Annotated in this window: 19 protein-coding genes and 1 riboswitch; of the genes, 6 read left to right on the top strand and 13 right to left on the bottom strand. The window is 61.7% G+C overall.

Going from position 1 to position 21,893, the window contains the following annotated elements:
- Positions 1 to 229: 229 nt before the first annotated feature.
- The 9 genes from LVD08_RS27525 to LVD08_RS27485 form a co-directional block, all read right to left on the bottom strand.
- A complete protein-coding gene (locus LVD08_RS27525) occupies positions 230 to 940 on the bottom strand; it encodes a PqiC family protein (RefSeq protein WP_095138104.1) in 711 nt (236 codons plus the stop codon).
- Between the two features lie 186 nt (positions 941 to 1,126).
- A complete protein-coding gene (parC, locus tag LVD08_RS27520; RefSeq protein ID WP_027611397.1) occupies positions 1,127 to 3,391 on the bottom strand; it encodes a DNA topoisomerase IV subunit A in 2,265 nt (754 codons plus the stop codon).
- Between the two features lie 7 nt (positions 3,392 to 3,398).
- The gene (locus LVD08_RS27515) at positions 3,399 to 3,923 is read right to left on the bottom strand and encodes a retropepsin-like aspartic protease family protein (RefSeq protein ID WP_027611396.1); all 525 of its coding nucleotides are present in this window, start codon (positions 3,921 to 3,923) and stop codon (positions 3,399 to 3,401) included.
- Positions 3,920 to 4,909, bottom strand: a complete 990-nt coding sequence (locus tag LVD08_RS27510; protein ID WP_247269727.1) for an esterase-like activity of phytase family protein — start codon at positions 4,907 to 4,909, stop codon at positions 3,920 to 3,922. Before LVD08_RS27510 ends, LVD08_RS27515 begins: the two co-directional genes overlap by 4 nt.
- On the bottom strand, positions 4,909 to 6,816 hold the full coding sequence (gene parE / locus LVD08_RS27505) for a DNA topoisomerase IV subunit B (protein WP_007967400.1): 1,908 nt from the start codon (positions 6,814 to 6,816) through the stop codon (positions 4,909 to 4,911). Before parE ends, LVD08_RS27510 begins: the two co-directional genes overlap by 1 nt.
- 42 nt (positions 6,817 to 6,858) lie before the next feature.
- On the bottom strand, positions 6,859 to 7,467 hold the full coding sequence (locus tag LVD08_RS27500; RefSeq protein ID WP_027611394.1) for a YqiA/YcfP family alpha/beta fold hydrolase: 609 nt from the start codon (positions 7,465 to 7,467) through the stop codon (positions 6,859 to 6,861).
- Positions 7,468 to 7,637: 170 nt separating this feature from the next.
- Complete coding sequence (cpdA, locus tag LVD08_RS27495; protein WP_247269726.1) at positions 7,638 to 8,453, bottom strand: 3',5'-cyclic-AMP phosphodiesterase; 816 nt, start codon at positions 8,451 to 8,453, stop codon at positions 7,638 to 7,640.
- Between the two features lie 99 nt (positions 8,454 to 8,552).
- Positions 8,553 to 9,005, bottom strand: coding sequence for a DUF1249 domain-containing protein (locus tag LVD08_RS27490; RefSeq protein ID WP_007967395.1), 453 nt, complete (start codon positions 9,003 to 9,005; stop codon positions 8,553 to 8,555).
- Complete coding sequence (locus tag LVD08_RS27485) at positions 8,996 to 9,613, bottom strand: NUDIX domain-containing protein (protein WP_027611392.1); 618 nt, start codon at positions 9,611 to 9,613, stop codon at positions 8,996 to 8,998. Before LVD08_RS27485 ends, LVD08_RS27490 begins: the two co-directional genes overlap by 10 nt.
- A 229-nt stretch (positions 9,614 to 9,842) precedes the next feature.
- Here LVD08_RS27485 and LVD08_RS27480 point away from each other — a divergent pair, with 229 nt between their 5' ends.
- Positions 9,843 to 10,589 (top strand): RsiV family protein, encoded by a 747-nt coding sequence (locus LVD08_RS27480; protein ID WP_027611391.1) that lies wholly within the window; start codon positions 9,843 to 9,845, stop codon positions 10,587 to 10,589.
- On the opposite strand, the gene cytX is transcribed toward LVD08_RS27480, so the two are convergent.
- Together cytX and thiC are read right to left on the bottom strand one after the other, a co-directional pair.
- Positions 10,558 to 11,850: a putative hydroxymethylpyrimidine transporter CytX gene (gene cytX / locus LVD08_RS27475; protein WP_225137265.1), complete on the bottom strand. Its 1,293-nt coding sequence runs from the start codon at positions 11,848 to 11,850 to the stop codon at positions 10,558 to 10,560. The two genes, LVD08_RS27480 and cytX, sit on opposite strands and share 32 nt — an antisense overlap.
- 186 nt (positions 11,851 to 12,036) lie before the next feature.
- Positions 12,037 to 13,926 (bottom strand): phosphomethylpyrimidine synthase ThiC, encoded by a 1,890-nt coding sequence (gene thiC, locus LVD08_RS27470; protein ID WP_096794747.1) that lies wholly within the window; start codon positions 13,924 to 13,926, stop codon positions 12,037 to 12,039.
- 146 nt (positions 13,927 to 14,072) lie between these two features.
- Positions 14,073 to 14,178, bottom strand: a riboswitch (TPP riboswitch).
- A 205-nt stretch (positions 14,179 to 14,383) separates the two neighbouring features.
- Here thiC and LVD08_RS27465 point away from each other — a divergent pair.
- Positions 14,384 to 15,817: a TolC family outer membrane protein gene (locus LVD08_RS27465; RefSeq protein WP_097087093.1), complete on the top strand. Its 1,434-nt coding sequence runs from the start codon at positions 14,384 to 14,386 to the stop codon at positions 15,815 to 15,817.
- A 168-nt stretch (positions 15,818 to 15,985) separates the two neighbouring features.
- On the opposite strand, the gene waaA is transcribed toward LVD08_RS27465, so the two are convergent.
- Positions 15,986 to 17,260, bottom strand: coding sequence for a lipid IV(A) 3-deoxy-D-manno-octulosonic acid transferase (gene waaA, locus LVD08_RS27460; RefSeq protein ID WP_247269725.1), 1,275 nt, complete (start codon positions 17,258 to 17,260; stop codon positions 15,986 to 15,988).
- Between the two features lie 11 nt (positions 17,261 to 17,271).
- Positions 17,272 to 18,174, bottom strand: a complete 903-nt coding sequence (locus tag LVD08_RS27455; RefSeq protein WP_247269724.1) for a LysR family transcriptional regulator — start codon at positions 18,172 to 18,174, stop codon at positions 17,272 to 17,274.
- Between the two features lie 102 nt (positions 18,175 to 18,276).
- Here LVD08_RS27455 and LVD08_RS27450 point away from each other — a divergent pair, with 102 nt between their 5' ends.
- The 4 genes from LVD08_RS27450 to LVD08_RS27435 all read left to right on the top strand — a co-directional run bounded on the left by LVD08_RS27450 (position 18,277) and on the right by LVD08_RS27435 (position 21,798).
- Positions 18,277 to 18,609 carry a DMT family transporter gene (locus tag LVD08_RS27450; RefSeq protein WP_003221050.1) on the top strand — a complete coding sequence of 111 codons (333 nt, stop codon included), beginning with the start codon at positions 18,277 to 18,279 and terminating at the stop codon, positions 18,607 to 18,609.
- 204 nt (positions 18,610 to 18,813) lie between these two features.
- Complete coding sequence (locus LVD08_RS27445) at positions 18,814 to 19,989, top strand: NAD(P)/FAD-dependent oxidoreductase (protein WP_247269723.1); 1,176 nt, start codon at positions 18,814 to 18,816, stop codon at positions 19,987 to 19,989.
- A complete protein-coding gene (locus LVD08_RS27440; RefSeq protein WP_247269722.1) occupies positions 19,986 to 20,798 on the top strand; it encodes an aldo/keto reductase in 813 nt (270 codons plus the stop codon). The genes LVD08_RS27445 and LVD08_RS27440 overlap by 4 nt, the downstream gene beginning before the upstream one ends.
- A 31-nt stretch (positions 20,799 to 20,829) precedes the next feature.
- Complete coding sequence (locus tag LVD08_RS27435) at positions 20,830 to 21,798, top strand: hypothetical protein (protein WP_027611383.1); 969 nt, start codon at positions 20,830 to 20,832, stop codon at positions 21,796 to 21,798.
- The last annotated feature ends 95 nt before the right edge of the window (positions 21,799 to 21,893 follow it).

Below are 21,893 nucleotides of genomic sequence, written 5' to 3'. Positions count from 1 at the left end.
TATGCGAATACTGCTGATCAGACTGAATGCCATGCTGCGAGACGGCACAGAGTGGCGGTGACGAACGGTGGTAGTAAGACAGTTGCTCCCACAGGGTACGTGCCCGCCGCTGATCAAATGTGGGAGCGAGCTTGCTCGCGAAGGCGTCAGCACTGACGACAACTGTCCTCCAGCCCCCGGACACAACAAAGCCCGCACAAGGCGGGCTTTGTTTTGACTCAAACCACACTCAGAAGCGGAACACTTCCATATCGGTACGAATCGGCGAAGCCATCGGAATCTTCGGCTGCTTCTCTGCATCCGCCGCCGGCGCTGCCGGTTTAGGCGCTGCCTTACGCGGTGCTTCGGCCACCGGAGGCTGGTTGGCCAATGGCTTGAGCGCCACCGACAACTGCTCGGCCAGACGCTGCAGCAGAATCCCCTGCGCCTGCACCTGCGAAGCCGTGGTACCGGCATGCAGCTCCTGCAGATGAACGATGCGGTTGTCGCGCACCTGACCACGACGGTCGATCAGACGCCATTGTGCATCGAGGATCGCCGGTTGCTTCTCACCGGAGTCCAGACGCGTGATGGTCAGCAATACTTGCACATCCGGGGCAAATCCCAGAGTGGCGGGTGCCAATACCACACGCTGGCTGTCCAGATGACCGGCCACCTGACGCATCAGCAATTGATCGATATCCGACGAAAGGCTGCCCGCCCAGCGACCGTCGGTCGAGGCTTGCAGGCTGCCGTCCGGTTGACGTTGCAGCAAAGTTTCACGTTGCAGGTAATCAGCAATGACTACCGGACCCAACAAAACCGCCATGCCTGTGCTTTGCGCAGGCTGAGCCGGACTTCCGCTGTCCAGCTGATACAGCGACACCGGCTGGTGAACGCTGCAACCCGCCAGGCCCAAAACGCCGGCGAGCAGGAAAATAAGGGGGCGCAGAGCAGTCATCATCCCGTCCAGGTGGCCGCCACAAGGCTGACCACAGTGAAAATACTCAATAAATATGAAGAACGCTCGGCCACGCCGGCGCTTGGAAAGGCCATATCATCCGTGAATATGCGTTCCGACTCCAGCGCCAAAGCGTCGATCTACGCGTTAAATCGTAGATCGACGCCTCTAGATGGGCGTTTTCGCCTAATTGAGGTTTTCGACGAGCAGTGCATCGACCCGCTGGAAGCCACGTGGAAGCTTGTTGCCACGCCGTCCACGCTCACCTTTGTAGTGTTCGAGGTCTTCAGCTTTCAGTTTATACGGACGTTTGCCTGCTTGCAGGATCAAGGTTGCACCCGCGGGAATCACAGCAATGTCCGTGACAAACTCTTCACGGCTGGCGACACGGTCACCCGGTACACCGATGATCTTGTTGCCCTTGCCCTTCGCCAACTGCGGCAAATCGCTGATATTGAAGACCAGCATCCGCCCCTCGCTTGTCACGGCGGCAAGCAAGTCATTCTCGCGATCAGTCACCGGACGCGGCGCGATCACCTTGGCGTTGTTCGGCAAGCTCAACAGAGCTTTACCGGCCTTGTTCTTGGCTTGCAGGTCTTCGCCCTTGACCACGAAACCGTAACCGGCGTCGGAGGCGATCACATACAGCGCATCGTCTTCCGGCATCAGCACGCACTCGAAGGTCGCACCCGGTGGCGGGGTCAGACGGCCGGTCAACGGTTCGCCCTGGCCACGCGCCGACGGCAAGGTGTGGGCGGCGACCGAATAGCTGCGGCCAGTGGAATCAATCACCACGGCAGACTGGTTGGAACGCCCCGCCGCCGAGGTCTTGAAGCCGTCACCCGCCTTGTACGACAGGCCGGTGGCATCGATGTCATGGCCTTTGGCCGAACGGATCCAGCCTTTTTCCGACAGCACGACGGTAACTTTCTCGTTCGGCAGCAGATCGTGTTCGGTCAGCGCTTTCGCTTCAGCACGTTCGACGATCGGCGAACGACGGTCATCGCCATAGGTTTCAGCGTCTTTGAGCAGCTCGGTGCGCACCAGCTTCTTCAGCTTGGCTTCGCTGCCCAGCAGGGCTTGCAGCTTGGCCTGTTCCTTGAGCAGTTCGTCCTGCTCGTCGCGCAGCTTCATCTCTTCCAGACGCGCCAACTGCCGCAGACGGGTGTCGAGGATGTAGTCGGCCTGGATCTCGCTAAGGGCAAATCGCTCGATCAGCTTGGCTTTCGGGTGCTCCTCGGTGCGGATGATGTGGATCACTTCATCCAGGTTGAGGTAGGCGATCAGCAAACCGTCCAACAGGTGCAGGCGACGCTCGACCTTGTCGAGGCGGAATTGCAGGCGGCGCCGCACGGTCAGCACGCGGAATTCCAGCCATTCGACCAGCAATGCACGCAGGTTCTTCAACTGCGGCTTGCCATCCAGACCGATGATGTTGACGTTGACCCGGTAGGTCGACTCCAGCTCGGTGCTGGCGAACAGGTGCTGCATCAGCGCTTCGTGATCGACGCGACTGTTGACCGGAATGATCACGATGCGGCACGGGTTTTCGTGGTCGGATTCATCACGAAGGTCAGCGATCTGCGGTGCTTTCGACGGCTTGGCCTGCATCAGCGCGGCGATCTGCTCCAGCACTTTGGCCCCGGAGACCTGGTGCGGCAGCGCGGTGACGATGATGTCGCCGTCCTCGACGTGGTACACGGCGCGCATGCGTACCGAGCCCTTGCCGGTTTCGTACATTTTCAGCAGGTCGGCACGCGGCGTGATGATTTCCGCTTCGGTCGGATAGTCCGGGCCTTGAATGTGTTCGCAGAGCTGTTCGACCGTGGCTTTCGGCTCATCGAGCAAGCGCACGCAGGCAGTGGCGACTTCGCGCAGATTGTGCGGCGGCACGTCGGTGGCCATACCGACAGCGATGCCGGTGGTGCCGTTGAGCAGGATGTTCGGCAAACGTGCCGGCAACACCAGTGGTTCCTGCAAGGTACCGTCGAAATTCGGGCCCCAATCAGCGGTGCCCTGGCCCAGCTCGCTGAGCAGCACTTCGGAATAGCGCGACAGGCGTGCTTCGGTGTAACGCATGGCGGCGAAGGACTTCGGATCGTCCGGCGCACCCCAGTTGCCCTGGCCGTCGACCAGCGTGTAGCGATAGCTGAACGGCTGGGCCATCAGCACCATCGCTTCGTAACACGCCGAATCGCCGTGCGGATGGAACTTGCCGAGCACGTCACCGACGGTACGCGCCGATTTCTTGTGCTTGGAATCGGCGTCCAGCCCCAGCTCGCTCATCGCATAAATGATGCGCCGCTGTACCGGTTTCAGGCCGTCGCCGATATGCGGCAGGGCACGGTCCATGATCACGTACATGGAGTAGTTGAGGTAGGCATTTTCGGTGAAGTCAGCCAGCGATCGGCGTTCTACACCGTCCAGGCTGAGATCAAGGGAGTCGCTCATGCGGGCCTCATCGGTTCGTTGTCTGGCGCAGCAGCATGGTGCCACCGCGCTGGGTAAATTCAAGTTTGTTCAGGGCGCTCATGCCGAGCAGCACCTGATCGCCATGCAGCCCCGGCGCCACCAGCGCGCGGACGTCCCGCAGCACGATGTCGCCCAGTTGCAGGCGGTCGATCTTTGTCCGGTAGCCCTGGCTCAGGCCGTTGGCCGTGCTCAGGGTCACACCGAAACCCTCTTCCAGTTTCAAGCGCTTGGCCAGATCCGCCGGGATCGCCACATCGGTCGCGCCGGTGTCGAGCATGAACTCCACCGGCTCACCGTTGATCTGACCGCTGGCGACAAAATGCCCTTGGGCGTTGCCGGCCAGCTTCACTTCGATCACGCCGCCATGCTGCTCGGACGTGACCACCACATTCGGATTCTGCTGACGTTCTTCCCACTGGCCGAAAAACCGCGTGGCCAGAAACAGCCCCGCGCACCAGGCCAGAATCATCAACACCCGGCCGGCGCGCTTGCCCGGCGGTTGCTGACTCACGGTTTGGCGCTCCAGCCACCTTCAGGCGCGGCGAAGCGCCAGACGATCGGCCTTACCTCACCGTCGGCGCGGGGGCCGAAATTATTGTCGACGCCGATCCACGCACCCTCAGCGTCAACGATCAATGCTTCTTCCAACCCGAAGTTCTGCGAGTAACGGCGGTTGGCCTGCAACAGTTCAGCGGCGTACGACCAGCAGCGCTCGACCTTGGCAGTCTGCGCATCGCGCCGACAAATCTGGAAGGCGTTGCGTTCAAGGGTAAACAATTTGCCGTTGAACAACGAAAGGTCGGAAAAGTCGCGGTCGACCGCTTTGGCGTGCGGGAACTGCGGCGGCTGCATCTCCTTGCCGCCCTCGCTGAGCAGCACGCAACGACCGTCGCAATCCCACACCGTCTGCTGACGCTTGATCAGCAGCAAGCCGCGGTTTTGCCGTTCGCCGGCCAGCCACATCTGATCGCCCGCCGGGTTGATCGCCAGACCTTCGAAGATCGCATTGAAATGCAGGAGCATGCCACTGGCCCGCGCTTCGCGAACCATCATCGGCGAAATCTTCAGCCAGTTGACCGGGCCGCTGACGGGCACCTGCAAGACCGCCGCGTGGCCCTCGCTGACAATGTAGCGATTGCCGGCACTGTCGCAGCTGATGCCTTCGAAATCCAGGTCGCCACCGCGCACGAACGACGCGGCCCAATTGCGCGAGCGCAATCCCCACGGCAAACCGGTCTCCGGCACCAGCGGTACGTCGATGTGCAAGGCTTCGGCCTGCCAGACCTGATCGGCGGTATTGAGCCGATAGATCTGATCGTCATCGCGGTCCGACACCGTCCACAACTCGCTGCCACACATGGCCAGTCCCGACAGGTTGCCGCCACGCATGCCTTCGACCGGATGTTCCGAGAGCACGCGCAACTCCTGCAGCGGCTCCGCCGACACGCCCATCGCACTCAGCAGCAATGCACCCGCCAAGGCCCAGCCAAACCGCATCAGGCCAGCACCTCGGCAAGGTTGCCCTTGGATTCGAGCCAGGTTTTGCGGTCACCGGCGCGTTTCTTCGCCAGCAACATGTCCATCATTTCCGAGGTTTCGGCAAAATCATCGCCCAGCGTCAACTGCACCAGGCGCCGGGTGTTCGGGTCCATGGTGGTTTCACGCAATTGCGGCGGGTTCATTTCACCCAGACCTTTGAATCGGGTGACCTGCGGTTTGCCGCGTTTCTTCTCGGCCACCAGACGGTCGAGAATCCCGTCGCGCTCGGCTTCGTCGAGGGCGTAGTAGATCTCTTTGCCGAGATCGATGCGGTACAGCGGCGGCATCGCCACGTAGACGTGACCGGCGTCCACCAGTGGGCGGAAATGCTGGACGAACAACGCGCAGAGCAACGTCGCGATGTGCAGACCGTCGGAGTCGGCGTCGGCGAGGATGCAGATCTTGCCGTAGCGCAGTTGACTCATGTCTGCCGCGCCCGGATCGACCCCGATGGCCACGGCGATGTTGTGCACTTCCTGGCTGGCAAGCACTTCGCTGCCGTCGACTTCCCAAGTATTGAGGATCTTGCCGCGCAACGGCAGGATCGCCTGGAATTCCTTGTCCCGCGCTTGCTTGGCGGAACCACCGGCGGAATCACCTTCGACCAGGAACAGCTCGGAACGCATCGGATCCTGTCCGGCGCAGTCAGCCAGTTTGCCCGGCAACGCAGGGCCTTGGGTGACGCGCTTGCGCTCGACCTTTTTGCTTGCCTTGAGGCGGCGACCGGCGTTGTTGATCGCCAGTTCGGCCAGCGCCAAACCGGTTTCCGGGTTGGCGTTGAGCCACAGGCTGAAGGCGTCCTTGACCACACCGGAGACGAATGCCGCCGCTTCACGGGACGACAGACGCTCTTTGGTCTGACCAGAGAATTGCGGCTCCTGCATCTTCATCGACAGCACGAAAGCGATGCGCTCCCAGACGTCTTCCGGCGCCAGCTTCACGCCGCGCGGCAGCAGGCTGCGGAATTCGCAGAACTCGCGCATCGCGTCGAGCAGGCCCTGACGCAAACCGTTGACGTGGGTCCCGCCCTGCGCCGTCGGGATCAGGTTGACGTAGCTTTCCTGCACCGCGTCGCCACCTTCCGGCAGCCACAACAGCGCCCAATCCACCGCTTCTTTATTACCGGCGAGGCTGCCGCAGAACGGCTCGTCCGGCAGGCGTTCGAATTCGCTGACCGCGTCCACCAGATAGGAGCGCAGGCCGTCTTCGTAATGCCATTCGACTTTCTCGCCGGTGCCCTTGTCTTCGAAGCTGACCAGCAGCCCCGGGCACAGCACAGCCTTGGCCTTGAGCACGTGCTTGAGGCGGCTGATGGAGAATTTCGGTGAGTCGAAGTATTTCGGATCCGGCGCGAAGTACACGCTGGTGCCGGTGTTGCGCTTGCCGACGGTGCCGACGATTTCCAGCTCGGTGGCCTTGAAGCCATCCTTGAAGGTCATCTGGTATTCGTTGCCGTCACGCTTCACGCGCACCCGGACTTCGGTCGACAAGGCGTTGACCACGGAAATACCCACCCCGTGCAGACCGCCGGAGAACTGGTAGTTCTTGTTGGAAAACTTGCCGCCCGCATGCAGCTTGGTGAGGATCAGCTCGACACCCGACACACCCTCTTCCGGGTGAATGTCGACCGGCATGCCGCGACCATCGTCGCTGACCTCAAGCGAGTGATCGGCGTGCAGAATGACCTGCACCGATTTGGCGTGGCCGGCCAGGGCTTCGTCGACACTGTTGTCGATGACTTCCTGGGCGAGGTGGTTCGGCCGACTGGTGTCGGTGTACATGCCGGGGCGTTTGCGCACCGGGTCGAGGCCCGAGAGGACTTCGATGGCGTCGGCGTTATAAGAGCTAGCGCTGGGAGTGGCCATAGGGTCTCGTCGTCAGTGATTCAATGAAAAAGGGGCAAGACTTCACAGTGCGGTGAAATCGATTGCCTGATACAAATCGGCGCCAATGCCGGCAAAACTCAACAACGCCGGTAATTGTTCGGCAAAACCCTGGTAACCATGGTCGCCGCCGGCCTGAATGCGCAAGGCGCAGGCCCGGTAATACTGCTGGGCGAGGCGATAATCCAGTGTTTCATCGCCGGTCTGCAACCACACCTGATAACGCTGTGCATCCATGGGTGCCGGCACTTCCAGCTCGGCCAGGGCCGTCACATGGTCGTGGGTCAATTCCCAGGTCTCATCGGTATACAGGTTTTTCTGTGTGCCCAGGTAGCCGTCGAACATCCGGTGCGGGCTGACCGCCGGGTTGACCAGCAGGGCTTTCAAGCCGTGGCGCTCAGCCAGGTGAGTCGCATAGTAGCCGCCGAGTGAGCTTCCCACCAGCAACGGCCGGCCCAGCTCGGCAATCGCCTGCTGCAACTGACCGATGGCTTCACGCGGGTGGTGATGCAGCGCCGGGACACGCAATTGGTCGCTCAAACCCAGCCGTTCCATCACCTCGACCAGCTGACAGGCCTTTTTCGAGGCCGGCGCGCTGTTGAAACCGTGGATATAGAGGATCGAACCGGACATTTGAGCTCCCTGAGTGTCGGCGAAAGATAGCGGAGTTTACAGGGAGTCAGGGAAGTCGTGGGTGTTTGTAAGGACGCCTTCGCGAGCAAGCCCGCTCCCACAAGGAATTTGCGAACGGCACAGATCCTTTGTGGGAGCGGGCTTGCTCGCGAAGGGGCGCAACTCGGTTTTCAGTAGCCTTCGGAGCCGTAATCGACGGTGAATTGGAAGTCGGTAACGCGCTCGACACCGGTTTCCAGCCGCCCGTCCGGCAACAGCCGCAACCAGCGATAGCCCGGCGCCTGCTCACCGACCTTGAAGTCGTGACTGCCCGGCTCGAACTGAATGCAGGTCGAAGGCGAGGCCATCAGCCGTACGCCGTTGCGTTCGCGGTCGATCTCCTGATGCACATGCCCCCACAGCACCGCGCGAGCCTGAGGAAAACGATCGAGCACGTCGAAGAATGCTTCGGGATTGCGCAAACCGATCGGCTCCGCCCAGGCACAACCCACCGGCACCGGATGATGGTGGAAACACACCAGATGATGGCGCTCCGGCGCTTCGCTCAGCGAGCGCGCCAGCAGTTGCAACTGATCATCCTGCAGATACCCCGGCACAGAACCCGGCACCGCCGAGTCGAGCAAGGTCACGCGCCAGTTGCCGACATCGACCACTGACTCCAGCAATGCACTTTGCACCGCGGCCTGAGCCATGATTTGCGGCTCATCGTGATTGCCGGGAATCCAGCGCGCCGGCGCATCGATCTGCGCCGTCATCTCACGAAACTGTTGATACGACTCCAGAGTGCCATCCTGGGAAAGGTCCCCCGTGGCCAGAATCAAGTCGATCCGAGGTTGCTGCCTGAGCACCAGTTCGATGACCTTTTGCAGGCTCTCGCGGGTGTTCATGCCCAGCAGCGTGCCGCCCGCCTCGGCGAACAGATGACTGTCGGATAACTGCACCAGCAACGCCGGATCGGCGGTGGTCAATGTGGATACGCTCGGCAAGGCGTTCTCCCAGGGCAAAAGCACGGAATCGGTTGAGTGCCGCAATTATGCTGGGGGATGACGCAAAGGGGAAACCGGCGAACCGGACGCAGTTCACAACTAGCGTACGACTTCGTACTCGTGCCCCAAGGCCAGACAATGGCTCAGCCATTCCCCCAGGAACAGATTGAGCTGGGCCTTTTCATCCGGCTGATGCATCGCGGCGTTCGGGTAAGGATAGATGCCGCGAAAGCGTCGTGCATGTTCGGCGCTGATCACCTCGGCCATGCGCGCGTCGTGATAGACCTGCACTTCCAGTTGCGGCACCGGCAGCCACGGCAAACTGTGTTCCTGACGCACCTGCAAAGTGGTGGTGTAGGGGCAGGTCTGCAGCACTTCGAGGGCCAGCACGCCGAGCATCTGCTCGCCCTGGGTCACGGCGATCCGCCGCGCCTCGGGGTCGTTGCGCATGTCCGGCACCAGTCGCATCAGGCGCGCGTAGTTGGCCTCGCAGGCGGCTTGCAGCCCGGCGAGGTCGACTCGATAGCGATCGCGCAGCTTGTTTACGACCATAACCCCCTCACTTCGGCGCGGTTCAGCGCCAGCCATTGCAAGGCGATGATGCTCGCCGCGTTGGCAATGCGTCCGTCACGGACGGCCTGCAAGGCATCTTCAAAGGCCCAGACCGTGACACGGATGTCTTCTGCTTCTTCCTCCAGCCCATGCAGGCCGCCTACGCCTTCGGTGCTGCAGTGCCCCAGGTACAAATGCACGAATTCGTTGCTGCCGCCCGGCGACGGGAAATATTTGGTCATCGGCCACAGGGCCTTGATGTCCAGCCCAGCTTCCTCCTGCGCCTCGCGGTGAGCAACTTCTTCCGGCACTTCGGCCTTGTCGATCAGACCGGCGACCAGCTCAACCAGCCACGGGTTGTCGGTCTTGCCCATGGCACCGACGCGAAACTGCTCGAGCAGCACCACTTCATCGCGCTTTGGATCGTAAGGCAGCAGGCACACGGCATCGTGACGCACGAAGACTTCGCGGTTGATCTCGCGGCTCATGCCCCCGGCGAACAGCTCATGGCGCAGGTGCAAACGGTCGAGCTTGTAGAAGCCCTCGTAGCAGCGCTCGCGCTTTACAACATCGACGGTGGCCGGAGTGGCGTTGGCAAAATCTGTCATGAGCATCCTCTCTTGCTGCAAATCCAATACGAGGCTGCTTTTGGTTACTGGCGACCTCGACTTCGCGCCATCCTAACGCGCCCGCGATGATTGATGCAGCCCCTTTACCGTCAGCGGGATGGACGGTGGAGGCGAAACCCACTCTAATTAGCTTAGTGGCGAACTGACTGCTTCGGCGAGAGTCGAAGCGGATAACTTTTTGCCTTCCCCTGTTTCAGAAAGGACGCCCATGTCGCTTTTCAAAATTGCCTCCGTGGCCGCCATCGCCCTGACCCTGGGCGCCTGCGCCAACCTGTTCCAGCCCAACTACCGCACGCCGCTGGAAACCACCCGCGATGCGTCGGAAACCCTGAAACCCGGCTGTTCCAACCCGGACTGCCCGCTGGTGAATATCGATACCGTGCACTTCGCGGCCGAGCCTGCGCTGGACGGCATTATCGAAAAACGCCTGCTGCAAATGACCCGCACCGAGCAGAACGCAGCGGTGGCGCCAACCCTGGCTGCCTATCGTGATCAATTCCTGCGCAACGCCGGCCCGCGCAACAGCAGCTATTTGCAGGCCAAGGTACGCGAGCAGCATGACGGCTTGGTGATCATCGAACTGTCGAGCTACCTCGACACCGGTGGCGCCCATGGCACGCCGGGCCGCGGTTTTATCAACTATTCGCGTCAGCAGCATAAAGTGCTGAACCTGTCGGACATGTTGCTGCCGGGTCAGGAAGAGGCGTTCTGGAAAGCGGCGCAAGTGGCGCATAACAGCTGGCTGATCAGCACCAAGCTCGATCAGGAAGCGGATTTCGTGAAGAGCTGGCCGTTCGTCAAAACCCCGAACGTGGCGCTGACCTACGGTGGCGTGATCCTCAAGTACGACGTGAGCACCATCGCGCCTTACGCGCTGGGCCACGTCGAACTGAAGATCCCTTACCCGCGTCTGAACGGCATTCTCAAACCCGAGCTGTTTCCCGGCCGTAACTGAACGCCCGACCGAGCACCAGTTGCAACAGCCCTGCCAGCACCAGTGCCGGCAGGGTCGCGCCGACATCCGGATACAGATTCGCCAGCAAGTGGTAGGTGCTGATCCCGCCCAGCCACGCCAACAGCGCCGGCCAGCGCAATGCGGCTGACGCCACCTGAGCGCTGCGCTTGCGCAGGATGAAGTGATCCACCAGCACCACGCCGAACAGCGGCGCAAACACCGAGCCGATCAGCAACAGGAAGTTCTGGTACTGCGCCAATGGCGCCAGCAGTGCAATCAGGGTGCAGATCACGCCGATGGCCAAGGCCAGATGCTCGACTTTCAAGCGCAACAGAATCCCGCTCGATACCGCTGCCGAATGAATGTCGGCGAAAGCGTTTTCCGACTCATCCAGCAGAATCAGCAACAGCGGAATGCCCAGACCGGCCCCGGCCAGTGCCAGCAGTAACGCATTGACTTCACCGCTCGGCGCAAAGGCCAGGGTGTAAGCCACGCCGAGGCTCATCAGCCAGAAATTGCCGATGAAGAAACCGATGGCGGTGCCGCCGAAGACGTTCTTCGCACGCTTGCCGAAGCGCGAGTAATCGGCGATCAGCGGCAGCCACGACAACGGCATCGCGATGGCAATGTCGAAGCCCACGGCGAACGGCATCGAACCGTCCCCGGCCCGCGCCCAGAGTGCCGCCAGATCAGCCTTGGCGAACAGATTCCAGGTCAGCCAGATGCACGCCGCCAGGATCAGCCAGATACCCCATTTACGCAGGATCTTGCGCACGAACGTCAGCGGCCCGCTGACTGCGAGCAAAGTCGCCAGTGCGCCGAAGCACAAGGTCCAGAGCATCGGGCTGGCCCACAGCGAACCTTCGCTGAACGCACGGCTGCCGAGCAGGCTGGCAGCGTCACGCATGACGATGATTTCGAACGAGCCCCAACCGATCAGTTGCAGCAGGTTGAGCAGCGCCGGCAGGCTCGCGCCTTTGTGGCCGAGGCTCAGTTTGAGTGCGGCCATCGACGACAGACCGGTATCGCTGCCGATCACGCCGACCGCGGCCAACAGCAGCACGCCAACCAGTGTGCCGAGGAAAATCGCCAGCAGCGAACCGGAAAGGCCCAGACCCGGCGCGAGCAAGGCACCGGTTTGCAATACCATCAGGCCGATGCCGAGGGAAAACCACAGGGAAAACAGATCGCGACCGCCGAATACTCGCTTGTCGGCGGGTACGGCGAGGTCGGGGGAATAAGTGCCGGGTTGAATGCTCAAGGTGTTATCTCAGAGGAGTATTTTTGTCATTGAGATCCCTGGCGCCTGTTCTGACGCCTTCGCGAGCAAGCCCGCTCCCACACTGGATCGCCTGTGAACACAAGTTTTGTGAACAGCTGGATTCAAATGTGAGAGCGGGCTTGCTCGCGAAGGGGCCAGCACAGACACCGCAGACTTCAGGTCAGATCAAACCTTCTTGTACAGCTGACTGCCTTCCTTCTTGAACCGCTCGGCCTGCTCCGCAAGACCCTGGGCGACGTCCACGTCGACCGCGTCGATCCGCTGGTTGGCCGCGTATTCACGGACTTCCTGAGTGATCTTCATCGAGCAGAATTTCGGCCCGCACATCGAGCAGAAGTGCGCGACCTTGGCCGAGTCCTTCGGCAAGGTTTCGTCGTGATACGAACGCGCGGTGTCCGGATCGAGACCAAGGTTGAACTGGTCTTCCCAACGGAATTCGAAACGCGCCTTGCTCAAGGCGTTGTCGCGAATCTGCGCGCCCGGATGCCCTTTGGCCAGGTCCGCTGCGTGGGCGGCAATCTTGTAGGTGATGATCCCGGTCTTCACGTCATCCTTGTTCGGCAAGCCGAGGTGTTCCTTCGGCGTCACGTAGCAGAGCATGGCGCAACCGAACCAGCCGATCATCGCCGCACCGATACCCGAGGTGATGTGGTCGTAACCCGGCGCGATGTCGGTGGTCAGCGGGCCGAGGGTGTAGAACGGCGCCTCGTCACAGCACTCCAGCTGCTTGTCCATGTTCTCTTTGATCAACTGCATCGGCACGTGGCCCGGGCCTTCGATCATGCACTGCACGTCGTGTTTCCAGGCGATCTTGGTCAGCTCGCCGAGGGTCTCCAGCTCGCCGAATTGCGCTTCGTCGTTGGCGTCGGCAATCGAGCCCGGACGCAGGCCGTCGCCCAGCGAGAAGCTGACGTCGTAGGCCTTCATGATTTCGCAGATTTCGTCGAAGTGGGTGTAGAGGAAGTTCTCTTTGTGGTGCGCCAGGCACCACTTGGCCATGATCGAACCGCCACGGGAAACGATGCCGGTCACGCGCTTGGCGGTCAGCGGCACGTAGCGCAGCAGCACGCCGGCGTGGATGGTGAAGTAGTCGACGCCCTGCTCGGCCTGTTCGATCAGCGTGTCGCGGAACAGCTCCCAGGTCAGGTCTTCAGCAACGCCGTTGACCTTCTCCAGCGCCTGATAGATCGGCACGGTACCGATCGGCACCGGCGAGTTGCGGATGATCCATTCGCGGGTTTCGTGAATGTGTTTGCCGGTGGACAGGTCCATCACCGTGTCCGAACCCCAGCGAATGCCCCAGGTCAGTTTCGCCACTTCTTCTTCGATGGACGAACCCAGGGCGCTGTTGCCGATGTTGCCGTTGATCTTCACCAGGAAGTTACGGCCGATGATCATCGGTTCCAGTTCGACGTGGTTGATGTTGGCCGGAATGATCGCGCGACCACGGGCGATTTCTTCGCGGACGAATTCAGCGGTGATTTCTTTCGGAATGCTCGCGCCGAAGCTGTGGCCGGCGTGTTGCTGGGTCAACAGGCCGGCGGCGCGGGCCTCTTGCAGCTTCATGTTTTCGCGGATGGCGACGTATTCCATCTCGGCGGTGATGATGCCTTTGCGCGCGTAGTGCATCTGGCTGACGTTGGCCCCGGCCTTGGCCCGGCGCGGGTTGTTGACGTGGGCAAAACGCAGTTTGGTCAGCTCAGGGTCGGCGAGGCGCTCCTGGCCGAAATTGGAACTCAGGCCAGGCAAACGTTCGGTGTCGCCACGGTCGTCGATCCACGCCGAACGCACGTCGCCCAGACCTTTGCGCACGTCGATCACCACGTTCGGATCGGTGTACGGGCCGGAGGTGTCGTAGACGGTGACCGGCGCGTTGATTTCGCCACCGAAATCGGTCGGCGTCACATCGAGGGTGATTTCGCGCATCGGCACGCGGATGTCCGGGCGCGAGCCCTGAACGTAGACTTTTTGCGAACGGGTGAACGGCTGAACCGACTGCTCATCGACCTTGGCCGAGTCACTCAGGTTGATCGCGTTTTTTGCTTTTGTAGTCATCACGGACTCTCCAGACAGCATCCAGGCAATGGATTGTCGGAGCAGAACCTGAAAGGCACGGACGCACCAGGACTGGTGCTGTGCATCGTCGTCGAGCGTTCGATTGTCGAACAATATCCCGGACGAAGCACAAGAGGACTCGCCGGGTGACGAGAAATCTTGTTCCCTACGCAGGCGCTAACCTGATCAGGTTCAACGGGATCCGAAATTATTCGATCTCAGCCTCATAGCAAGGCACCCCGACAAGAACCCGGCCAGTCTAGACACAACCGGCAAAGAACGCCAACACCGCGGCAAACACCATGATGAATGGCGCAATTACCGGGACTTGCAGGATTGTTGCCGCACGATTGCGCAACTACACTCGCTGTGCCCTGCGCGCCTTGACGCTGCCGGGGCCGCGCCGTAGCCTTGGCGCGCACATTATTTCCGTAATATTTTTGCTAGGGATCGCCTCATGCTGCGCAAACTTTCACTGGCTCTTGCCGTGTCTTGTGCGTCCAACGCAATGGCCTGGGCAGCAGAAGCGCCCTTGTCGACCAAGACCGATCTGGTCAGCGTCTATCAGGAAGCCGTCGACAACAACGCCGATCTGGCCGCCGCCCGCGCCCAGTACGGCGCCCAGAAAGAAGTGGTGCCGCAGGCCCGCGCGGGGTTGCTGCCTAACCTGTCCGGCGGCGCCGAAGTGGCGGACGTGCGCACCTCGATCGACCAGCCTTCAGCCATTGCCAATCGCAGCGCGCATTCCTATCAGGCGACCCTCGCCCAGCCGTTGTTCCGCGCCGACCGCTGGTTCCAGTACCAAGCGGCGAAAGACGTCAACGAACAAGCCGCCCTGCAACTCTCGGCCACCGAACAGAACCTGATTCTGCAATCGGCTGAAAGCTACTTCAACGTGCTGCGCAGTCAGGACAACTTGGCCTCGACCAAGGCTGAAGAAGCCGCGTTCAAGCGTCAGCTCGACCAGTCCAACGAGCGTTTCGATGTCGGCCTGTCGGACAAGACCGATGTCCTGCAATCGCAGGCCAGTTACGACACCGCGCGCGCCAACCGTATCGTTGCGCAGCGTCAGGTTGACGATGCGTTCGAAGCGCTGATCACCCTGACCAACCGTCAGTACAACTCGATTCAGGGCATCGTTCACACGCTGCCGATCCTGCCGCCGGCGCCAAACGACGCCAAGGCCTGGGTCGACACCGCGGGCAAGCAGAACCTCAATCTGCTGGCGAGCAACTTTGCGGTCAGCTCCGCCGAACAGACCCTAAAACAGCGCAAGGCCGGTCACCTGCCGACCCTCGATGCCGTGGCCAAATATGAAAAGGGGGACAACGACGCCCTCGGTTTCGCCAACCCGAACGCCTTCGGCACGCCGTACAGTGGCAACGTCGAGCAAAGCACTTTGGGCCTGCAACTGAACATCCCGATCTACAGTGGCGGGCTGACCAGTTCGCAAGTGCGCCAGTCCTATGCGCAACTGGATCAGAGCGAGCAACAGCGCGAATCCCTGCGTCGGCAGGTGGTGGAAAACACCCGCAACCTGCACCGCGCGGTGAACACCGATGTCGAGCAGGTGCAGGCGCGCCGCCAGTCGATCATCTCCAACCAGAGCGCGGTGGAAGCCACGGAAATCGGTTATCAGGTGGGTACGCGCAACATTGTCGACGTGCTCGACGCGCAGCGTCAGCTGTACACCTCGGTGCGCAACTACAACAACACCCGCTACGACTACATCCTCGACAACCTGCGCTTGAAGCAGGCGGCAGGGACGTTGAATCCGGGTGACTTGCAGGACCTGGCGCGCTATCTGAAGGCCGACTACAACCCGGACAAGGACTTCTTGCCACCGGATCTGGCCAAGGCAGCGGAAGCACAGCTCAAGGCGCGCCCCTAAACAATCTGGAAAATCCCCTGTGGCGAGGGGATTTATCCCCGATGGGGTGCGTAGCAGCCCCAAAACCATTCACCGCGGTGATTCAGTCAGATATGGCAAGCAGGGTTAACGACTGCTGCGCAGCCGATCGGGGATAAATCCCCTCACCACAATAAATGTTCCGGGCGACTATTTGATCAACCGGCCCAGCCCATCCAGCAACCGCTGCAACGCACCCTGATTACGCCGCATCACCGCCAGTCCCGCCTCGGCCATGCGCTGGGCATCGCGCGGCAATTCGAACAAGCGCTGCACTTCCACCGCCAGCCCTTCGGCATCATCCACTTCGGCCAGCGCGCCGGCTTCGCGCAACTGCGCGGCGATGTCGAGGAAGTTGAACAGGTGCGGGCCGCTGAGCACCGGTTTGGCCAAGGCCGCCGGCTCCAGCAGATTGTGCCCGCCGTTGGGCACCAGGCTGCCGCCGACGAAAGCACTGTCAGCCAACGCATAGAGAAACAGCAGCTCGCCCATGGTGTCGCCAAGCAGCACTGAAGTGTCCGCTTCGACGTTGGCACCGGTGGAACGGCGCACCGTGGCAAAGCCTTCGCGCTGGCACAACTCGAACACCGAGTTGAAGCGCTCGGGATGGCGCGGCACCAGGATCAGCAATGCATTCGGGTAGTTCGCCAACAGTCGGCGATGGGCGTCGAGCACCACTTCGTCTTCGCCTTCGTGGGTACTCGCAGCGATCCACACCGGGCGCTCCAGCGCCTGCCATTGGCCGCGCAACTCATGGGCGCGCTGCAGTAGTTGCGGGTCGATGGTCAGGTCGAACTTGATCGAGCCAGTAACTTCGACCGTCTGCGGACGCGCGCCCAGGTCGCGGAAGCGCTGGGCTTCGGCTTCGGTCTGCACCGCAAAAAAACTCATTTCAGCGAGCATCGGCGCGGTCAGCTTAGTGAAACGGCCATATCCCCGGGCCGATCGTTCGGACAACCGGCCGTTGGCCAGCGCCACCGGAATCCCGCGCTTGGCGCACTGATGGATGTGGTTGGGCCACAGTTCGGTTTCCATGATCACCGCCAGTTTCGGTTTGGCGTGATCAAGAAAACGCGCCGCTGCGCACGGCAAGTCGTAGGGCAGATAACAATGCTGGATGCGCGGTTCGCCGGCGAACAACGCCTGAATCCGTTCCGATCCGGTCGGCGTCATGCAGGTCACGGTGATCGGCAGCTGTGGATAACGCTGCAGCAAGGCGCGAATCATCGGCGCGGCGGCAATGCTTTCGCCCACAGACACCGCGTGCACCCAGATCCCGCCGGGTTGCAGTGGTGGCATACCGTAAGAGAAGCGCTCGCCAATCCGTTTGGCATATGCCGGGGCCTTGCGCGAGCGCAGCCACAGCCGAATCGCCACCAATGGCAGCCCCAGGTAAAACAGCGCGGTGTAGAGAGTTCTATTCATGGCGGCGGAGTTTATCGACTTTTGTCGCCAATCGCCCGCAAGTGCACGGCAAAACGTTCAGCCAGCCAGCGCGCAGCCGGGCCGAGGGGTTCATCCCGGCGCCAGACCAGCTCCACCACCAGCGCCGGCGGGGTCCATTCGCTGTCCAGTTCGACCATCAACCCCTGATAGGCCGAGTACTGCACCACATGCCGGGGCAGCCAGGCCCAGCCCAGATCCCGCACCAGCCATTCGGCCATCACGTAGAAACTGTCAGCGCGCCAGACTTGCGGGCTAGCCGGTTCGTTGCCGGGGTAGACGCTGGTTTGCGTCGACATCAGCAATTGCCGATGCTGTGCCAGTTGCTGGCAGGTGACGTAGGACTGCGTCGCCAGCGGATGATTGATGCCGCAGACGGTGACCATTTCCACCCGGCCCAATACCCGACGCTCCAGCGCTTCGGGAATTTCGTCGTGATAGAACAGCAGGCCCAGATCAGCGCGACGCTCGACCAGTTTGCGTGCGACTTCACCCTGGGCGGCGCTGGTCAGTTGCACTTCGAGGCTGGGAAATTGCTCGGCCAGCGCATCGAAGCTTTCCACCAGTGCCTGATACGGCATGGCTTCATCCTGCGCCACGCGCAACTGCGCTTCCTGGCCGCGCATCATTGCCATCGCCCGACCGTTCAGCCGCGCGCATTGGCGCAGCACTTCCCGGGCTTCTTCGAGCAGTGCTTCCCCCGCTTCGGTGAGCTTGGGTGAGCGACCACTGCTACGCTCGAACAGGCTGACACCCAAATCGTCTTCCAGCATGGCAATCGCACTGCTGATCGCCGACTGCGCCTTGCGTTGCTGGCGCGCCACGGCAGAAAACGAACGCTGTTCGGCGACGCTGACGAAGGCGCGCAGTTGTTCCAGATTCCACAGGGTATTCATGCTGCAACCCATCTTCAAAACAGATAGGTAATGACTTTACCCCATCTGGCGAGCGACTAGAATGCCGCCTCAGCAAGCAACGTTTTACATGAGGATCTACACATGAACGCCTACGCCTTTCTGGCCATCGCCATTTGCGCCGAAGTGATCGCCACCGTTTCGATGAAAGCGGTCAAAGGCTTGAGCACCCCGCTGCCGCTGATTCTGGTGATCGTCGGCTACGGGATCGCCTTCTGGATGCTGACGCTGGTGGTGCGCACCGTGCCGGTGGGAGTCGCCTACGCCGTGTGGGCGGGCATGGGCATCGTCATGGTCAGCGTCGCGGCGCTGTTCATTTATGGGCAGAAGCTGGATGTGCCGGCGATGCTCGGCATGGCGTTGATCGTGCTCGGCGTGGTGGTCATCCAGCTGTTCTCCAAGACTGCCGGGCACTGATTTGCAGTAACGCAAATCCCCTGTGGGAGCGGGCTTGCTCGCGAAGGCGGTGTGGCAACAACATTTCTGTTAACTGACACACCGCATTCGCGAGCAAGCCCGCTCCCACATTTGGTTTTGCATCTGCCCTGTTGATCATCGACAAATCCCGCTCTTTCCCGAGTCTGTATACTGCGCCCTCGTCTTGAACACTGAGGTCGTTGCATGCCATCCGTTATTTCCACCGACGTTCTGATTGTCGGCGCTGGTGTCGCCGGCCTCTGGCTGAACGCGCGTCTGCGCCGTCAGGGTTTTTCGACCGTGCTGGTGGAAAGTGCCAGCCTCGGTGGCGGGCAGAGTGTGAAGTCCCAGGGCATCATTCACGGCGGCGCCAAATATGCGTTGCACGGTGCGCTGACCGGCGCCTCGGAAGCCATCGCCGACATGCCGCGCCGCTGGCGTGAAGCGCTGGCCGGCAACGGCGAGCTGGACCTGTCCGGCGTGCGCCTGTTGTCCGAAGCGCATTACCTGTGGTCGCCCGGCACACTCGCCGGCAACCTCACCAGTTTCTTCGCCAGCAAGGCCGTGCGTGGCCGGGTCGATCAGGTCAAGGGCGATCAACTGCCGCCGGCCCTGCAAGACAAGCGCTTCAAGGGCAAGGTCTATCGCCTCGCCGAACTGGTGGTTGACGTGCCGAGCCTGATCCAGCGCCTGGCCGATCTGGCCGGTGACGGTCTGCTCGCCGGGCAAACCATCGAGCCGCTGCTGGAAGCCGGTGTGCTGGTCGGCCTGAAGGTCGACGGTCGCGAAATCCACGCCCAACGCATCGTCCTCAGTGCCGGCGCCGGCACTGCCCGATTGCTGGAAGACCTGGGCCTGACCCATCCGCAGATGCAACGCCGACCGCTGCACATGATCATCGCCAAAGGCCCAGGCCTCAAACCGTTGTACGCCCATTGCCTGGGCGGCGGCACCAAACCGCGCATCACCGTGACCACGCACCCGGCCGCCGACGGTCAGTGGGTCTGGTACATGGGCGGTGACATCGCCGAAAGCGAAGGCGTGGCCCGCGAACCTGCCGAACAGATCGCCACGGCGCAAAAGGAGATCGCACAGCTGTTGCCGTGGATCGACCTCAGCACCACGCAATGGGCGACCTTGCGCGTCGACCGCGCCGAGCCGCTGCAAACCGGCCTGAGCCGTCCGGACAACGCCTTCCTCGCCGAGGAGGGTCGCCTGCTGGTCGGCTGGCCGACGAAACTCGCACTGGCACCGGACTTCGCTGACCGGGTCATCGCTGCGCTGGAGCGCGACGGCATCCAGCCGCAAGCTGCCGAGCCATTGCCGACACTGCCAAAACCACCGATGGGCGTACCGGCCTGGGAGCAACTGTTGCCATGAGCGTAGCGACCCTGCACGAACTGCATCGCCCACTGGGCAGCACCGGCCTGACGGTCTCGCCGCTGGGCCTGGGCACGGTCAAACTGGGTCGCGACCAAGGGGTGAAATACCCCAACGGTTTTCAGATTCCCGATGACGATGCCGCGCGCATGCTGCTCAGGCAGGCACGCGAATTGGGCATCAACCTGATCGACACCGCCCCGGCCTACGGTCGCAGCGAAGAACGCCTCGGCCCGTTGTTGCGCGGCCAGCGGCAGGACTGGGTAATCGTCAGCAAGGTCGGTGAAGAGTTTGCCGACGGCCTGTCGCGCCATGACTTCAGTGCGGCGCACACGCGGATGTCGGTGGAGCGCAGCCTGCAACGTCTTGAAACCGATTTTATTGACCTGGTGCTGGTGCACTCCGACGGCAACGACTTGGCGATCCTCGAACACGAGGAGGTCTACGCCACCCTCGCTGCACTCAAGGCCGAGGGCAAGATTCGCGGTTTCGGCTTCTCCGGCAAAACCGTCGAAGGTGGACTCAAGGCGCTGGAGCAAGGGGACTGCGCGATGGTCACCTACAATCTGAACGAACAGAACGAGAAGGCAGTCATTGACTATGCTGCTGCCCACGGCAAAGCCATTCTGGTGAAAAAAGCCCTGGCCAGCGGCCACGTATGCCTGAGTCCGGGCGTGGATCCGGTGCGCGCCAGCTTCGAGTTGTTGTTCCAGCAGCCCGGCGTGGCCAGTGCTATTGTCGGGACGATCAATCCGCTGCACCTCGCCCATAACGTTGCGACCGTTGCCCAGGTCCTTCGTGGTCACTGACGCCGCCCCGCGGCCTTAAGCAGGAGCCGACATGCCGCGCACGCTCATCAGAAAGAACCCGAGCAACTTCAAGACGCTGCCGCTGTTCGTCGAGGCCACGCCCGAAGGCCTGACGTATCAGAGCGTCGGCATGCCGCTGAATTTCGCCCAGACCCTGCAGCGGCGCAAACCGGTGAGCGTGGCGGATGCCGAGCGCTTTGCGGTGGAACTGGCCAACCTCGGGGTCTCTGTGCGCCTGACCCTGCACTGGCAGAATCGCGATTACTGGGTGCTGGTGCGCCAGCGTCGGCAGGATCGCGGGGACGTCGTGCTCAAGCTGATTTCCGGTTACGTGCCTGCTCAAGAACTGAACATCCCGCTGCACACGGCGATTCAGGAAATTGCCGAAGAGTGCCTGCTGGAAACCCCGGAAGGCTGGCTCGGCGGGCGCTTCAACGACACCTGGCTACCGGCGCCCTACGCCTCCGCCCTGCATTATCGCGAGGCCCTGCCGTTTCGCCTGACGCCGCAGTCCGGTTCGGCGCGGCCGGTGCGCTGCGCCAATCTGCAATTGCTCGAACGACCACGGGCCTACGTGCATCTGCCGACAGCATCGCTGCAACTTATCTATGACTTGCGCCTGGACGTGCCAAAGGAAGCCAAATCCCTGAGTCTGTTTCACGTCGATGAACGCCTGGAAGGTGATCAACTGGTGGCGCGACTGGACCGCAAGCGCCCGGATTTGTACCTGATGCCGTTGCAGGACGGCGAACCGCTGGCCGAGCTGTATACCTTGAAGAAAGGTCAGCTGTCTCCGGCGGGCACGCGCGGTCTGTATCTGGCCGAAAGCTTTGCCAGACAGGATGGCTGGCTGGTGCGTGACGAGCGGATTCGCTGGAAGGACTGGTTACGCCAACAAGGCCTGACCCCGCCGGAGAAACCCACGGGACTGGCGCGGTTGCGCGGCAAGGCCAGGCAATTGCTGAAGAAGATCGTACCGCGCAAGAAAGTCAGTTCCTGAAAAGCAAAAGATCGCCGCCTGCGGTGTAGTGGTTCAGTTTTTTTAAACCACTCCGTAGGAGTATTAGGCCGCCTGCTGCTCAAACAGCGCAGGCG

This window comes from Pseudomonas sp. YL2, assembly GCF_023063025.1.
GTDB classification, from domain to species: Bacteria; Pseudomonadota; Gammaproteobacteria; order Pseudomonadales; family Pseudomonadaceae; genus Aquipseudomonas; species Aquipseudomonas putida_A.
Note: the sequence above shows the minus strand (reverse complement) of the source record. Positions and strands in the feature narration are given on the sequence as shown.